This is a genomic window from candidate division WOR-3 bacterium (assembly GCA_016934535.1).
Taxonomy (GTDB): domain Bacteria; phylum SDB-A; class SDB-A; order SDB-A; family SDB-A; genus JAFGIG01.
Genome location: JAFGSQ010000006.1, coordinates 21,325 through 37,607, shown reverse-complemented (window position 1 = coordinate 37,607; position 16,283 = coordinate 21,325). Strand labels below are relative to the sequence as shown.

Genomic DNA, 16,283 nt, shown 5'->3' with positions numbered 1-16,283 from the left:
ATGGACTGTTACTTTTTGGATAATATTACTGTTTTCGGTAAAACAGTTATTTTTTGGCGTCTATATGAGAAAAACTCCCTGATAACAGGTTTTTCATTAAAGGACGGAGGAACATTAAAAAGAGCGGATTGCGAGAAAAAAAGCTGCGACCAGATTGATGATACCGCTTACAAAATCCAGGCTTTTCTAAAGGGATGGGAAGTTACATTCAACCTTGATTTGCTCGATTTTAGTGTCTGCTCGGAATTTCAAAATAAGGTGCTTGCGGCGGAAAGTAAAACTCCGAGAGGTTTTGTTACGACATATAAAATAATCTCCGAATACCTCGGTTTGAAAAACGGCGCGAGGTCTGTTGGAAATGCTTTGTCCAAAAATCCTTTTCCACTGTTGATTCCCTGCCACAGAACAGTGAGGTCTGACGGGTCATTGGGAGGATTTCAGGGAGGCTCAGACATGAAACGAAGGCTTCTCGAAATGGAAGGCATTGAATTCGATTCTAAAAATAAAGTTGTTTTGAATAAATTTTTATATGAATTTTAATATTATAGAAAGATTGTCGGATAAAGAAGCAGAAAGTCTGAAAAAGCTTCAGCCGGAAGGGTGGGGTGATATTGTCCCCGTTTTTATGTATTATGCTTCAAAACATTTTTGCACACCCATAAAGGTTTTCATGGGCGAGGACATAATTGGTGTCGGAACTGCTATCGTTTTCGGAAAAACCGCCTGGCTCGCGCATATAATAGTAAGACAGGACCACCGGAACAGAGGACTCGGTAAAGAGATTGTCAGAAAATTACTGGAGATTACAAACACTTCGAAATGCGAGACAGTCTCTCTCATAGCGACGGAACTTGGTTGCCCGGTGTACGAAAAAGCAGGATTCAGAATTCAGACTGAATATGTATTTTTTGATTTGGAAAATGAAGAAGATATTAGAGCGAAACACATCGAACCCTTGACGCCGGAAAATGTTTTACTTGTGATGAAAATGGATGAAAAAGTCTCGGGAGAGAAAAGAAACTGCATTCTTTCCGATAAAATTAACGACGGATTTGTTTATAAAAAAAATGCAAGAATTCAGGGTTTTTTTCTTCCTAAAATGGGAGAAGGTCTTGTCGTTGCTGAAAATGCTGAAGCAGGCATAGAATTGATGAAAAAAAAGCAGACAATGAAAAATAAAGCGGTCTTACCCGCTGATAATCTTGAAGGGATTAAATTCCTTAAGTCCATTGGGTGTGCAGAAAAAAAACGGGCGAAAAGAATGATTCTTGGAAAAGAATTTCCCTGGCAACCCGATAAACTTTACGGAAGAATCGGAGGAAATTTCGGATGAAAGATTGCATTAATCTTGTTTTACCGGAATCTTTGGAAAACAGAAGAATTGAATTTGAAGGTTATATAGACAACGCCCGGAAAAGAGTAAGTGCTTTTGCGAAAAAATTCGGCTGGGAAGAGCATGCCCAAAAACCTTTCATGAATGAAGTCCGAATTTTTAACGACAAGAAAAAGTTCAATTCTGAACTTGCCTCATTGGCGGAGATAGTACCGGAATTCGAATTACCCGACACGTATTGCGCAGCTCTTGAGAAAGGTGTTTTGACGGCAATGACTCCTGAATTTTATGCCGTGGTTTATCCCGAAGGTATAGAAGACTCGAGTTACGAAAAACTTCTGGCTCATGAAATCGCGCACAGATTGCATATAAGGATTCTCAACGGAGACGAAGACGCCATGGGTCCTGTCTGGTTTTTTGAAGGATTTGCAATCTTCGCCGCTGATCAGCTGAGGTCGGACGGATTGTTTTTGTCAAAAAATGAGATAATTGAAATTGTAGACAATCCGGACAGAGGCAGTTACAAGAACTACGCTCATGTCTTCAGGCTGTTCTTAAGTATAATTTCCTTGAAAGAATTGCTGTTTAATGCAGGTAAACCGGATTTTAACAAATGGATAAAAAATAATTTGATCAGTGTTGACTAATAGTTCTCTGGGAATTATTTTACCTTGAGCATTATAATAAAAAGGGCTGTCGCATAAAAAACAGCCCTTTATTGTTTATAAAAAGATTATTATCTTATTATAAGCACTTTCTCTGTAATGTTTATTTCACCTGAATTGACGTGAACGAATAAAACGCCTTCCGACGCGGGTGATATCTGAATTCTGTCGTCGCCGGAAAGGTTCTGATATCTGTAATTGCCTACCTGTCTTCCCGTTACGTCGAAAATGTTCACGCTCATATCCTGACCGGAGGGTAAACTGTATCTTATCTCGATGTTTTTGGAATTGTTGAATACGGAAATATTTCCGGCAAAAACCTGGACCGGTTCTTCCACAGAGTTTCCCTGAACGATGATCGTTTTACCCGTGTTGGAATAATTGCCCCAGCCTCTCGTATTGTGGCCGCGGACTCGGAAATAACTTTCACCTAGAGGAAGGCTTGTCGCCGTATAAAAAGTGTCACAGATTATGCTGTCCAGAACCTCGATTTGATTGAAATGAGCGACAGGCGATATGTCATCAACATAGAAATTCTCGTTCAGTGTTCCGTCGTCAGTTATGGTTCTGAACCTGAAGTAAACTGCTTTTCCCTGCCACGGGGCAAGGGAGTATTTTTTCTGAGTCCAGGTCTGCTGGCTTCCTGTGTACCTCGTGTCGAGCTGATTCCAGGCCAGTCCGTCTTCCGAGATTTCCACAATAGTGACGTCATAATTGTTCTCGGAGTAGTTCCAGCACCAGAACGAGAAAGTGTCGTTGGGCTGGACGATGTATGGATATCTCGTCTGTGCGGTGTTGGCGATGTTGTTCTGTGAACCTGAATAAAGACTGTAGGTTCCAGCGTGTTTTCTAGCAGTGCTCTGAGTGAAACCCGAGAGAATCCAGTTCGCGGTTCCGGATTCAATACCGTCAGATGTAAACGAATAGCCTGAAAGCCTGTCCAACTGCCATAGATCGGGAGTGTTATAAGTGGCGAAGACAGGAGCCCATGTTATGAGGCAGGAATTTGAAACTGCTGTGTCGGGAGCAGATATATCAGAAGACGGAACTCTCGATGGATAATTCTGCCGTATGGTCGCCGCCTGTTGGGCGAAATAAAGCGCTCCTTCCCAGTTTTCGTGGGCTATCTGATCGAGATTGTTGACGTTCTGGTAGAATGCAGTTCCGACTTCAATTGTGTAGGAAAAACAGGGAAAACCATGGATGAAGTAATGATATCCGTAAACGAAATCATCTGTAGAGCCCGAAGTAGGATAAAGACTCGATGAGGCTACGTAATTTCCTCCGTTGACCTTTTGAATTCTTGAAGCCATCTGGTTGGCTATATTTACGATTGCCGTGTTGTCGGGAGGAAGCACGGTGCTCGTGTGTCCCCATGGCCACAGGATTTCCTGGGCGTAGCTGTGGTAAGTTATGTTCGCGTTTATTTCGTGAGTTTTGTGAAAATTTACCATTGCTGAAATTTCTTCAGACCATCCGCTGTATGCTCCGCAGAAAGTCTCCTGGCTGGGGTAATGGGACATCGAAGCGTCCGGAGGTATGGCTCCCCAGTCGCCGAAGGGATCGCCCATGAAACAACCTTGATAGTTTCTGTTCGGGTCTGTTCCGGTTGATCCGCCGAAAGGTTTTCTCGTCTTTCTCCACCATTCCTGACCGGGGTAGTCATAGACATAACCGTCGACGTTGACCATCGGAATAAGCCATATTTCGTTGTCGTTGATGAGAGAAGTCAATACGGGGTCGTTGTTGTATCCCCTGCAGAGGGTGTCGGCGTAGAAAAGAACGACCTCAATTGTCGCCCATTCTCTTGAGTGATGGAGCGCGTCGAAGAGGATCCCCGGTTCGTCGGGATCTTCGTACGAAGGATTGTCTGATATTTTAAGGGCGTAAATCCATCTGTTTTCGTAACTTTTTCCTATCGAATCGAGTTTACAGATAGACGAATATGTCGAAGCGTAGTTTCGCATAATAGCGACGACCTGATCGTAGCTGTGATATTGACCCCTGACCTGATCTTTCAAACCTTCGATGTTTTGGGAAACAATCTCGTACGGCAAACCGGACGCGATTACAGAATTGAATTTTTGCGGCGTGACGACTATGTCCCAGTATTCGCCGTACTCTCTTCCGGCTATATCGAGTCCTTTTTCGTCTATAGTCCTTAAAATTCTGTAGTCGTCTACAAAAATTCTGACCAGCATCTGTCTTTCCTGGATTTGGTTTGTAAATGAGAAGAACAGGAGGAAAAATAGGGAAAACATAATCTCTCCTTGTAAAAATTAAATCTAAATATATCAATAATTTGTAAAAAGCGCAATTTTTTTAGGAAAAATTTAGAAAAACAAACCAAATATGACAAACAGGGCATTGCCGGCGGAGTGGAAAACAACAGGAATAATAATAGATTTACCTGTCAAAAAAGCCCATGAAAGAAAATATCCCCCAAGAATATTGTCAATTGCGGGGTTTCCGTATATGAAATGTAAAAAGGCGAAAAGAGTACCCGAAATGAAAATTGTCGTTTTATAACCCGCGACAGAACGGAGAGAAGCGCACAACACGACGCGGTATATTGTTTCTTCTATTAAAGGGATTTCAAAGGCGAAATATTTCAACTGTCTGAAAAGGAATTCTTTAGGAATTGTCGCCGTATTTTGTCTTCCTGAAAAAAACAGGTAAGATCCGTAAATTGAAAGAAAAAAAACGGTGACAAAAAAAGCTACGAGAGAAGTGATCAACCAAAATTTTTTACAGGGATAAAAATTTATTGAAAAGCCGTTGGACGGTAAATTTCCTTTCGACAAGACCAAAATTAATATCAGCGAACCTATAGCGAGGATTTTTCTCGGTGCATCATTATAAATACCGTGGCCGGATAAATAAAAATCAAATATAACTGTGAGAAAGGCTATCAATACAGCCGTATATTTTATTTTGCTGGTTGTCAGCCCGTGGCCGATATATGGAGGGCTGTCTCTCCAAAGCACAGTCAGGCTTCGTCTCCATGATCTTTGATAAATTTCAATATGGATTCTTTTATTTTGTCTTTGAGACTTCTGACCAAATTAATAACATCCTCGTGATTCCCTTTAAAAGCCGAAGGATCCTCGAAACTCCAATGAAGCCTTTCTGACACCCCGGGGAAAAGCGGACATTTTTCTCCCTCGGTTTCACTGCAGACTGTCACTACATAGTTGTATTTTTTTCCTTGTTTAAAAAAAGCAAACACGCTGTTCGTCTTTTTTTTCGTAACGTCAATACCTTCTTCTTTTAATATTTCAACGACGTAAGGATTTATTTCACCGGGTTCCAAGCCGGCGCTTTCCGCTTCAAACATGTCCGGCGCGAATTTTTTAAGAAGCTCTTCTGCAATCTGGCTTCTTGCCGAATTGTGAACGCAGACGAACAGAACTTTTTTCACTATTTTCTCCTTTTTAATTTCAATATAAGTTTAAAAAATAAATGTTAAAAATTTATAAATACGCTTTAGTAAAATTTTGGATGCTCTGAATTGTTTTCGATTTTTTGTTAAAAATAAAGTTATATTTTTGTAATGACATATAAAGACAATCATATTTGAAAATAAATTTACTTGACTATAATTATTTTTTGTAATACATTACTATATGTAGGGTTATATATATTTCGAGTCACAAGATGGTGGTTATATCACCTAAAAGAGGAGGACTCATGGCAAAGACAGCTGGAAGCGGTAAAGGGAAAAAGATGGATGGAACGAAAAAGAAACCCTGCGGAAAGGGAAAAAGCGGTACGAGCGATAAAAAGAAAAAATAGACTGCCATGTAATGGTTTCTAACAGAAAATTCAAAAAGATAAATACATGGGAGCGCGGCCTAAGCCGCGCTTTTGCTTTTTAATAGATTTTTCATAATAGATGTTCTGTTTTGAAGCGACTTTAGATAATAGAATCTATAAACAATAATATTCTTTTGACAAAACAGTGAAATACATATAAAGTTAACACTAAATTAATTCAGTCATCACTTAATTATGAAAATTGAAGAAAAGAAAATAAGGGCTTTGTTAGACCCTACGAGAGCTAAAATAATGTCGCTGATATCTTCGGGAAATCTCTGCGGAAAAGCCGTTTCAAAAATCACCGGAATATCCGAATCCGCTGTTTCTCAGCACCTGAAAATATTGAGGGAAGCCGGTTTCGTGAAAGCGATAAAAACCGGGTATTTCGCGCATTATTCAGTCGAAAAAGAACAGGTGGAAATTTTTTTAAAAGAGTATCATGACTATTTATTGAAAACCCAAAAAAGGAGCCACAGATGTGTAAGAAAAAACACTGCGAAAAAGATGTCAAACCCGGAGAATGCTCAAAAGAACAGATAAAAGAATGCCACGGCGAAAATTCCAAGCATCCCTGCGAGAAAAAAGGATGCTGTGAAAAAGAAGAGAAAAATAATTAAATTCATTTCCGCGAAAAATCTGCCGTAAAACGGCAGATTTTTTTTTAGTGAATTTGAAAAATTTTGAAACTTATATGTCACAAAATGCACTCGATTGTAATAAAAATGTGTTTGGTTGAAATCAGATCAGAAAAAACGGGAAAATTCAGATGTCTATGCCTTCCCACGTGACCTGGTTTATAAGTTTTTCGAGGTTGGTCAGTCTGTCGTAGTCGCTAAGGCTCTCGTATATGTTCCATGCGTGTTCCAAGCATTTGAGAGTCTTGAATTTGTTTTGTTTGTCTTTTTTAAACTCGTTTGTTCCGAAGCTTTCTATTGATTCGGCCAATGATTTCCTGTCATCGGCTTTCTTAAAATACGACATGCTTTTTACGTAATATTCTTTGGCTTTATCAAAGTTGTTCTGACTGCTGAGAACGTCGCCGATGAATTTAAACGATTTTCCAGCGGCAATCAAGTCACCCAGTTTTAAACGGTTTTCAAGAGACCTTTCGTAAAAAGACATAGCCTCTGCCATGTAGCCTCTCGCTCTTTCTATGTCTCCAAGTTTGTCGAGGACGTAAGATTCAAGTTTGTAGTTTTTCAGCTCGCGGGACAAACGCTGGGATTGTTCGAGAAATTTTACGGCCTTGTTGAAATCTCTCGCCTTCATGAAGACTCCGCCTATGTTGTGCAGATTTATTACCATGGTCTTGTATGAACCTATCTCTTTGCCGACGTTTAGCGACTTTATACTGTATTCCAAAGCTTTTCCGGCTTTACCTTTTTTGAAATATATCTTTGATACATTGTCGAGAACAGGTGCCATACCGGACAGATTTTTATTGTTTTCAAAAATTGTGACCGCCTTGTCGAACACTTCAAGTGCCTGGTCAAATTTCCCTTTATTCATCAAGATTGTCCCTTTGAATGAAATAATGTCTCCAAGGTGCGGTTCGACGGTTTTTTCCGGAAGTTTTTCGAAAGAATCGAGGCTTTTTTCCGCCTTTTCGAATCTGCGTGTTTCTATGAGCATAGGAACAAAAAATTTGTAAATTTCAGGCAGAAGTTCGGTTTGATTATTTTCTTCGGCAAGATTTTTCGCCTGTTCAATATACTCGAGAGCTCTGTCTTTATCGTCTTCCTTGAGAAAAGAATGAGCCCTGTAATATAGCAATTTTACGGAAGATGGTGTGTCATTCTCAGAGCGGAAATATTCATCCGCCTGTCCGTATAGTATTTCGTCTATCTGAAAAATTTTCATTTCTTTCTGAACAGAGAACATTTTCAATAATATTTCGAATTTTTTTGTCAAATCTTTCTCTATCTCATAAGCCGTCCTCAAGAGGCCAACGGATTCTTCAAGTCTGTAATTAAAGAAAGACCATTCGGCGGAATCGATATAGTATTTAACCGCCTTGACGATGTCTCCGCCTCTTTGAAAATGAAAGGCGATTTCAGTGAATCGTGTTTTATCATCTCCAAACAGAGTTTCAAGGACTTTAGCCGCTTCAAGGTGTAAGGTCGTTCTTTTTTCTTCGCTCAAGTTTTGGACTATGGATTTTCTGAGTTCTTCATTTCTAAAAAATATGTGGGTGGGCGCCGAAATTGTCCAAATCTGTTTTTTTACTCCTTCATCCAGGAGAGAGTCATAAAAGTTGATTAGTTTTGAATCTTCGATTTTCGATGGATTTGAAGCTGTGAGTGATTTTTTGTCGAAATGATTACCTAAAATCGCACAGAAAATGACAGAGTCACGTAATTTTTCCTCCCAAAAGTCAACTCTTTTGGCTGCAATCTCATTTATTTTGCTTTGTAATTTTGAATACAGTTCCTCTTTCTGTTCCTGTGCTTCCACTGCCAAAAGACACAGTTGTTCGGCTAAGTAGGGGTTTCCGGAAGAAAGAGTCGTAATTTTGTTTATTAATTTGTCTGGCGAATCTTCTCCGAGAAAGGATACTATAAATCCTTCGAGAGCTTGAATAGAAGTTTTTGCAAGTTCGATTTCGAGACTTGGGACATCTTCGTCGAGAAGCAGTTTCGGTTTTTCAGAACCTTTTTCACATCGGGCGGTTGCTATAATGAGAAGTTGACGGTTCGCGATATCGCGCGTCAGTACCTGGATGACGCTCAATGAATCCTGGTCAAAGTATTGAAAATCATCCAGTATTAAAATTAAAGGATTCATAAAAGCGACAGAGAGCATAAAATTTTTAATGGCAAAAACCGAGTTTTCAAACCTATTACACTGTTCTACGCTGTTGTAAACAGAGTTTTCCCACTCCAAACCGGTCAAAGCTGCAATAATCGTCGGAGTTCTTATCAATTCTTCATTTAAAACAACATTTCCTTCAGAAGTCGATGATTGACATTTTTTTAAAAATATTTCGTATTTCTGGATGAACGCTTCTTTCTTGTCCTGAGCGCTTTCTTCTTTGAAAAAAAAATCATTGAAAAAATCCTTGAACGGCTTCAAAGATTCGTTGAAAATTGGGTTTCCGTGAAGAAGAAAAACTGAAGATTTCAATTTTTTTGAAAGCTCGTTTGCAAAAAATGTTTTTCCGGAGCCCTGGTCGCCGTAAATATAAATTATTCCAGGAAAATTTTTTTCAAGAAACGGTTTTACGAACTTTAGACATTTTTCTCCGTAAACGATCCTCTCTTTAAAAAGCCCTTTTGCGGGTTCGGTAGTCTTTTTATTGACAACCTTGAAAATCCTCGTTTCTTTGATGGATCCTTTTTCGACGAACGAAGAATGAGGCAGAGTATTTACCGAATCTTTAATTTTCTCGTTTATCTCTTCTGTTATCAAAATTCCTTTTTCAGTTGTTTGAGTCAAAATCATTTCTGCTGTGTTTATTGAACGGCTAATACAAACGAAATCTTTATAATATTGTGTGTCGAGGAAGCCAACGTAAGAGATACCTCTCGTCATTACGGTCCGAGTTGAAATTTTAAATTCTTTTTCAGCCAGGAAAATTGATTTTACTGCGTTTTCAATATTTTGCGCATCTTCTGATTCAAAATAGAACGTCAAGTGAGGGTTGGGTTTGAAATGTATAAGTCCGCCGAAAAGCAAACCGTCTTTACGGGAGTTTTCGAAGACGAATGAAAGAAAATCGATCAATTCTTCTTCGTTGTCAAACGCTCTGTCGTCAAAAGAAGTCAGAAGCGATGTGATCTGGCTGAAATCACCGTCCTGGAGTTTTGATAGGTCCGTTCGAGTAAAGCTTTCGTCATTTACTTCCGTGTATTTTGGATCAGTGAATTCCGTTGACATCAAAGCTGAATCTACGTTTTCAGCGTAAAAGAAATTTTTCTGCCTGAAAAGCGAAGCCTTGATGTTTTCGTCAGTAATCAATTTTACCGTGGATTCGTCGAGTGTCACGCGGTTCAGAGCTCCGGCGGAAATCGACATGTAGGACTTTATGAACGAGTCGCCTTTAAAATAATAATTTTTTTCCTTTTTTCCGAAAATTCCCCAATCGGCGTTTCCAGTTCCGATGCCGATTTTACAAAAAATAAAGTAATCTCCGAATGGAGTTTTGATTCTGGCAAGATCTTTCATTTTTTTAAGTATACTGAGACTGCAAAAAATTGCATTGTCTGCTGAAGGGGACGGATTTTCATGTGGGAAAACGGCTATAAACTGGTCGCTGAAAAATTTACATACAAATCCGCTGTGGCGATATATGGTCTCGATTATTGGCGTGTAAATTTTGGTAATGTTTGCCGTGAATTCGGTAAAACCCTCGCTTTTATAATCTTTCAGTTTTTCAATGATTCCGGGAAGACCGGAAAGATTAATAGTCACTGCGGAACAAGGAAATACGCCGTATTGCTGAGAGGATTTGAAGCGTTCATGTATAAAAGATGGCGTGTTGTTTTTCATAATTATTCCCTGCTACTTAAAACGCCGTTCTCCTTTGGTCAAAAATCACCTTGTATCAATTTTAACATTATTGGACAATAAGTAAACTAAGTAAAATTTTTTAATATTCCAAACACTTGGTTTCTATAGAAACATCTTTTTTACTTTAATCTAAAATATTTTATAGTGCAATTTTGGGTAAAAGGTATAAAATTTGAAAAATAAAAGAGATCTGCAATGAAACATGTATCATCAAAAATTATATTATTTTTTTGTCTTGTCAGTTTAACTGACTGTGAACAAAATAAAATCCAAAAAATCAAATGTTACGGATTCGTCGAGGCCGACGAATTGAGGCTTGCTTTTCTTGTCGGCGGAAGAATTTCCAAAGTGAATTTTAAAGAGGGTGAACAAATTGAAACAGGCGACACTATTGCCGAATTAGAGAGGATAGAATTCGAACTGAACAGAGACTTAAGGCTGGCAGAATTGTCGGGTGCGCGGGCGTCTTTGGAAAAACTGCAAGCCGGTCTGAGAAACCAGGAAATCAGCAGAACATATTATGTTCTTAAACAAAATCAGACAAGACTTGAATTGATTAAAGAAAATCTTTTACGCATAGAGGCTCTTTATGAAGAAGGAAATGTGCCGCGGCAGGATTATGACAAAGCATTGGCTGAATTCCAGATTGCAGAGGCACAAACCAGCGCTTCATTCCAGGAATTTTCTTTGGCAAACGAAGGAAACAGGGTTGAAGATATTGAAATTGCGATTGAAAAAGTAATCGCCGCCGAGAAGTCCCTGGAACTTGCCCAGCTTCAAGTTGACAGAACATATTTAATTTCACCTGTAAAAGGTGTAGTCGAAGAATTGAATTATGCAAGCGGGGAAATTGTTGCGGCCGGGAAAGAAGTTGCGCGGATAAGTATGTTGGATACTGTGATTGTAAATTTTTGGATTAGTGAAGATCAGCTCGGAAACATCAGGTTGAATCAGAAAGTATCGATCTTTTTTGGTTCTGATGAAGACAACATTTTCGAGGGAAAAATTCTGAACATCTCAAACGAAGCAGAATTTTCACCTTCTGTTGTTTATACTGAAGATGTCAGAGCCGGTTTAGTCTATGAAATTAACGCACTTGTTCCGAATTGTGATGAGTCCCTTAAATCAGGTATGCCGGTGACAATTGAAATAATATATTAATGAGATGCATGAAGATATTATCAGAGTCGAAAAAGTTACAAAGGATTTCGGGAAAGTCAGAGCCATTGATTGTATTTCTCTAAGTGTAAAAAGCAATGAAATATACGGATTGATCGGTCCTGACGGATCTGGAAAATCCACTCTCATAAGAATATTGTCAACAGTAATGAATCCTTCTTCCGGAGTGGTTGAAATATTAGGATTAAATCCTTCAAACAATCCGGAAAAAATCAAAAATAAAATCGGTTACGTTAGTCAGAACTTCGGTTTGTACAGAGATCTAACTGTTGAGGAAAACATAAAATTTTATGCAGATATTTACGAGGTTGACAGGAAAGAATGCAGACAAAAATCTTCAAAATTTCTGGAAATGTATAATTTGTCGGAGTTTGTCAAAAGAAAAGCGGGACATCTTTCAGGGGGAATGAAACAAAAACTCTCGCTGATCTGTGCTTTGATTCACAAACCTCAAATTATATTTCTCGACGAACCGACAAACGGCGTTGATCCGGTTTCTAGAATGGAATTCTGGAAAATACTTTCCGGAGTGACTAAAGAAGGAACATCTGTATTCATTTCAACTTCATACATAGACGAAGCCGAAAAATGCGACAGCATATCTTTGATTTTCAACGGAAAAATAATCGCTCAGGGAACTCCGGACAGCATAAAAGGGATGTTTACAGGAAAAATAATAAAAATAGTGTGTAAAAAACCTGGTGAGATCGCCAGATGCTTCGACGGCATAAATGAAGTCTCGGACGTATTTGTTTACGGGGATTTTGTAAACGTCTTAACATTTAAAAATAACGTCGACGTCTCATTTATTACCGATGTTCTTGAAAGAAAAAATTCCGATTATTATGAGACATATCCCGTTGAACCCGGTTTGGAAGACGTCTTCATCAGCATGATGAAAGGTTTGCATGCCTGACGATCGTAAATATTCTGTGATTCTCCGTCAGGTGTTGAAAAAGTTTGGTGGTTTCACTGCCGTCGACTATATAAGCATGAATGTAGAAAGGGCTGAAATTTTTGGTTTTTTGGGACCGAACGGGGCCGGTAAAACAACGACAATAAAAATGTTATGCGGTCTAATTAAACCTACTTCTGGAGATTGCATCGTGGACGGTATAGATATTTTGAAACATCCTGACGATGTAAAAAAAATAACCGGATACATGAGTCAAAAATTTTCTTTATACGAAGACCTGAAGATTTCAGAAAACATAGATTTCTACGGCGGAATATACGGAGTAAAAAACAATTTATTAAAAATGAGAAAGAGATGGATACTCGATATGGCAGGTTTAACAGGAAAGGAAAACCGGCTTACTAAAACACTTTCCTTGGGCTGGAAACAAAGACTGGCCCTGGGTTGTGCAGTGGTACACAATCCGTCCATACTTTTTTTGGATGAGCCGACATCCGGAGTTGATCCTGTCACGAGAAGAAATTTTTGGAAACTGATTTATGAACTTTCAGACAGCGGCGTCACTGTATTTGTTACTACGCATTATATGCAGGAAGCCGAGTATTGTCACAAGCTGGCTCTGATTGACCGCGGATCAATAAAAGCCATAGGAAGTCCGGATGAACTTAAAAAAATGATATCACCCGAACCGATGATAGAAATCAGATGCTGTGATCCGAATTCAGTTCTTGAAGAGCTTAAAAAGACTGGATTTATTCTGGAAGGATTGATTCATAAAAATATTTTGAAACTTGTTTTGAAAGAAAAAGTTGACAAATCCAAAATCGAATCATTGCTTAAAAGCAGAAATTACAGCTTCAGCCTGGTGAAAACAATAGTTCCATCACTTGAAGATGTTTTTATAAGAGTTACGGATAGTTAAAGCATGAATAATAGAAGAGTGTTTGCCCTGGCTCGGAAGGAAATTATTCACGTCATTAGGGATTCGAGAAGTCTGGGTATGGGGATAGCAATTCCTTTGCTTCTTCTTGTGTTTTTTGGTTTCGCTCTATCGCTTGATGTCAAAAATATTCCACTTGGAGTATATGACAGGAGTTCATCAAGTATGAGCCGAGCGTTTTTGGCTGGTATGACGGCTTCAGGAACTTTTAAAGTCGTGTCGAACGCGGATAGTTATAGCCAGTTGATGAATCTTATGGACAGAAACATGATTCGGGCGGCAATTATCATTCCTGAGAATTTTTCTGGAGCCGATTCTCCTGAAATTCAGCTGATTTTAGACGGATCGGACGCTTATTTCGCGAGGATATCTCTAAATTATGCCAAAAACGCAACTGAAGTATTCAACAGAACAGTACTTATGGCTGATTACTTTAAATTAATAAACGCAGCAAATCAGGGTGTCTCTGTAAAAATTCTTTATAATCCGGAACTCTCAACCCGTATAGGAGTTATACCGGGTTTGCTGGCGGTTATAATTATGATTATCGCGGCAATGCTCACTTCTCTGACCGTGGCAAGAGAATGGGAAAATGGATCTTTGGAGCTTCTTATTTCGACACCTGTGAAATCACTGGAAATAATTGTAGGAAAACTGACACCGTATTTATTAATAGGAATCTTTGATGTAGTCGTAGCTGTATTGGCGGCAAAATTCATATTCGGTATTCCGATAAAGGGAGACTTTTTGTTTTTTTCATTTTCCAGTATTCTTTTTCTTTTCGGAGCCTTCATGATGGGAATGACTATAAGCATAGTAACAAAAAACCAGCTTTTGGCATGTCAATTGTCATTGGTTTCAACATTTCTTCCAGCGTTTCTTCTTTCGGGATTCGTGTATGATGTTTCCAACATGCCTTTGCCAGTGCGTCTGATAAGCCATTTTGTTCCGGCAAAATATTTTATATCAATAATCAAAGCAGTTTTTTTAAAAGGCGGAAGTATTACTACTCTGTGGATTGAGTTTATTTTTATGATTGTATATGCATTCCTGTCTCTTGCGGTGGCGGTTAAAAGTTTCCGTCTAAAAATGTAGGGCGTAAAAATTGCTTAACAGAATAAAGCACATGCTGAAAAAGGAATTTATTCAGGCTTTTCGGGATCCCCGAATGAGGACCGTCATACTTTTAGTACCAATAATCCAGACATTTCTTTTTGGTTACGCAGTGACTACAGACGTGAAAAACATAGGAACGGTAATCGTCGATGGAGATAAAAGTTCTCTGAGCAGAAAGTTCGTGAACGCATTCATGTCCACAGATCACTTCAGGCTTTCCGGCACAGGAGACAATTATGATTACGCAGTGCAAATGATTGACTGCGGAGAAGCGGATTTCGGATTGATAATATCCCCGGAATTCTGCAAAACCGCCAGCAAAAATTTCGAAATTTCCGTTCAGATCATAGTCGACGGATCAAATGCAATGAAAGCCGGGACAGTCCTGGGTTATGCCAGCGATATTATTTCGAAATTCAACAAAGAGACTGTTCTCAGAGGATTGGATCTCAATTCAGTGAACGTAAAGCAGGTAAAACTTTCAGAAAGAATTCTTTTCAATCCGAATCTTCATAGTAAAAATTTTTATTTACCGGGAGTCATTGCCGCCATGGTAATGATAATAACATTGATGCTGTCAGGTATGTCCATTGTCAGAGAAAAAGAAATGGGAACCATAGAACAGATATTAGTGACGCCTATAAGTAAATTTGAATTCATTGTCGGAAAAACTTTTCCATTCGCAATAATTGGCATGATAGATGTGATTTTAGTGACAACAGTGGCAATATTCTGGTTTAAGATACCGTTCAGAGGTAATTTGCTTTTGCTGTTTTTTGCCAATTCGCTTTTTTTGCTGAGCACTCTTGGAGTCGGGTTGCTGATATCGACTCTTTGCTCAACTCAGCAACAGGCGATGCTCAGCACATTCTTTTTCGTAATACCGGCTCTCCTTCTTTCGGGGTTCATTTTTCCGGTGTCTAACATGCCCGTGTGGATTCAGTATTTGACTTATTTAAATCCTCTCAAGTATATGATAGTTATTCTGCGGGGATTGTTTTTAAAAGGCAGTTCTTTACAGGTCCTTTGGCCGAATTTTGCATCTTTGACTGTCTTGGGTTTAATATTTCTATACGGGGCGATTCTGAGGTTTAGAAAAACAATATAGTTCCGCCGAAAGAAAGTTAAAATCGGATTTCAAATTCGCAGGTTTCGTCTCCGTATAACAATGACTTTATGACTTTAACTTTTACCGGTCTATCAAGAATTCCTTCCCATATCCCTTTATACCATCCGGCGCTGCAATGACAGATAGGCTTTGGAAAAGGTACATTTCCGTCTCTTACTAGAGGACAGAAACAAGCTGCAAGTTTTCTCTCTTCGCCCGTCTTTGCCGATGCGTATGCAACTGGATCTCTCGGTTTCCTTTTTTCCCTTACGACGCCGTTTTCGTAAACAGTGTGGGCAAATTTACCGGGATGCTGTTTCATCCGTTCTACCACTTTTTCTATTTTGACGGTATTTTTATATATCTCACGAAGTTCGAGTATTAATTCATCTCCGAATTCCTCAGTAAAAACGCACGAACAGGCCGATAAAATATTTTCTCTCGTTTCTTCGTCAGGGATTTCAAGTTCAAGCTTATTCAATGTTTTTTCGAAATATTCGGCTCTTTCTTTTTCTGAGGCTTCTTTTAATATATCCGAACCGGCCATTATTTTTGCTGAAGTATAGGGATCCGTGTAGCGTTCTATGTTTTGCTTCCATTTGTCGATTTTGTTTTCAAGCCACGTCATTATTAGCCTCTCAATTTAATTGTTTTACTGGCATTTCAAATGCGCTCATTAAACAAAAAAAACTGTTATT

Annotated in this window: 14 protein-coding genes; 9 read left to right on the top strand and 5 right to left on the bottom strand. The window is 38.9% G+C overall.

Features of this window, described 5'->3' with window-relative positions; translation table 11 throughout:
- From JXL83_00775 to JXL83_00765, 3 genes are read left to right on the top strand one after another with little or no spacing between them, the layout of a single operon-like run.
- Window positions 1-540, top strand: a complete 540-nt coding sequence (locus JXL83_00775) for an MGMT family protein (protein ID MBN2362645.1) — start codon at window positions 1-3, stop codon at window positions 538-540.
- Entirely contained in the window at window positions 530-1,333 is an 804-nt protein-coding gene (locus tag JXL83_00770) for a GNAT family N-acetyltransferase (protein ID MBN2362644.1), read from the top strand. The genes JXL83_00775 and JXL83_00770 overlap by 11 nt, the downstream gene beginning before the upstream one ends.
- A complete protein-coding gene (locus JXL83_00765) occupies window positions 1,330-1,980 on the top strand; it encodes a hypothetical protein (protein ID MBN2362643.1) in 651 nt (216 codons plus the stop codon). The genes JXL83_00770 and JXL83_00765 overlap by 4 nt, the downstream gene beginning before the upstream one ends.
- Window positions 1,981-2,069: 89 nt before the next feature.
- On the opposite strand, the gene JXL83_00760 is transcribed toward JXL83_00765, so the two are convergent.
- The 3 genes from JXL83_00760 to JXL83_00750 form a co-directional block, all read right to left on the bottom strand.
- Window positions 2,070-4,199, bottom strand: coding sequence for an immune inhibitor A (locus JXL83_00760; GenBank protein ID MBN2362642.1), 2,130 nt, complete (start codon window positions 4,197-4,199; stop codon window positions 2,070-2,072).
- A 132-nt stretch (window positions 4,200-4,331) separates the two neighbouring features.
- Complete coding sequence (locus JXL83_00755; GenBank protein MBN2362641.1) at window positions 4,332-4,985, bottom strand: CPBP family intramembrane metalloprotease; 654 nt, start codon at window positions 4,983-4,985, stop codon at window positions 4,332-4,334.
- A 2-nt stretch (window positions 4,986-4,987) separates the two neighbouring features.
- On the bottom strand, window positions 4,988-5,419 hold the full coding sequence (locus JXL83_00750; protein MBN2362640.1) for an arsenate reductase ArsC: 432 nt from the start codon (window positions 5,417-5,419) through the stop codon (window positions 4,988-4,990).
- Between the two features lie 590 nt (window positions 5,420-6,009).
- Between JXL83_00750 and JXL83_00745 the strand changes: the two genes are divergently transcribed.
- Window positions 6,010-6,357, top strand: a complete 348-nt coding sequence (locus tag JXL83_00745) for a winged helix-turn-helix transcriptional regulator (GenBank protein ID MBN2362639.1) — start codon at window positions 6,010-6,012, stop codon at window positions 6,355-6,357.
- 222 nt (window positions 6,358-6,579) lie between these two features.
- Here the strand turns inward: JXL83_00745 and JXL83_00740 are convergent, their stop codons facing one another.
- Window positions 6,580-10,305, bottom strand: coding sequence for an AAA family ATPase (locus JXL83_00740; GenBank protein MBN2362638.1), 3,726 nt, complete (start codon window positions 10,303-10,305; stop codon window positions 6,580-6,582).
- A gap of 216 nt (window positions 10,306-10,521) precedes the next feature.
- Between JXL83_00740 and JXL83_00735 the strand changes: the two genes are divergently transcribed.
- The 5 genes from JXL83_00735 to JXL83_00715 are packed head-to-tail and all read left to right on the top strand — an operon-like array spanning window position 10,522 to window position 15,585.
- A complete protein-coding gene (locus JXL83_00735; GenBank protein MBN2362637.1) occupies window positions 10,522-11,487 on the top strand; it encodes an HlyD family efflux transporter periplasmic adaptor subunit in 966 nt (321 codons plus the stop codon).
- A 4-nt stretch (window positions 11,488-11,491) separates the two neighbouring features.
- Window positions 11,492-12,421, top strand: a complete 930-nt coding sequence (locus tag JXL83_00730; GenBank protein ID MBN2362636.1) for an ABC transporter ATP-binding protein — start codon at window positions 11,492-11,494, stop codon at window positions 12,419-12,421.
- Window positions 12,414-13,343: an ABC transporter ATP-binding protein gene (locus JXL83_00725; GenBank protein ID MBN2362635.1), complete on the top strand. Its 930-nt coding sequence runs from the start codon at window positions 12,414-12,416 to the stop codon at window positions 13,341-13,343. The genes JXL83_00730 and JXL83_00725 overlap by 8 nt, the downstream gene beginning before the upstream one ends.
- A 3-nt stretch (window positions 13,344-13,346) precedes the next feature.
- On the top strand, window positions 13,347-14,456 hold the full coding sequence (locus JXL83_00720; GenBank protein MBN2362634.1) for an ABC transporter permease: 1,110 nt from the start codon (window positions 13,347-13,349) through the stop codon (window positions 14,454-14,456).
- A 10-nt stretch (window positions 14,457-14,466) separates the two neighbouring features.
- Window positions 14,467-15,585: an ABC transporter permease gene (locus JXL83_00715; GenBank protein ID MBN2362633.1), complete on the top strand. Its 1,119-nt coding sequence runs from the start codon at window positions 14,467-14,469 to the stop codon at window positions 15,583-15,585.
- A gap of 16 nt (window positions 15,586-15,601) precedes the next feature.
- Here the strand turns inward: JXL83_00715 and JXL83_00710 are convergent, their stop codons facing one another.
- Window positions 15,602-16,213, bottom strand: coding sequence for a hypothetical protein (locus tag JXL83_00710; protein MBN2362632.1), 612 nt, complete (start codon window positions 16,211-16,213; stop codon window positions 15,602-15,604).
- Between the last annotated feature and the right edge of the window lie 70 nt (window positions 16,214-16,283).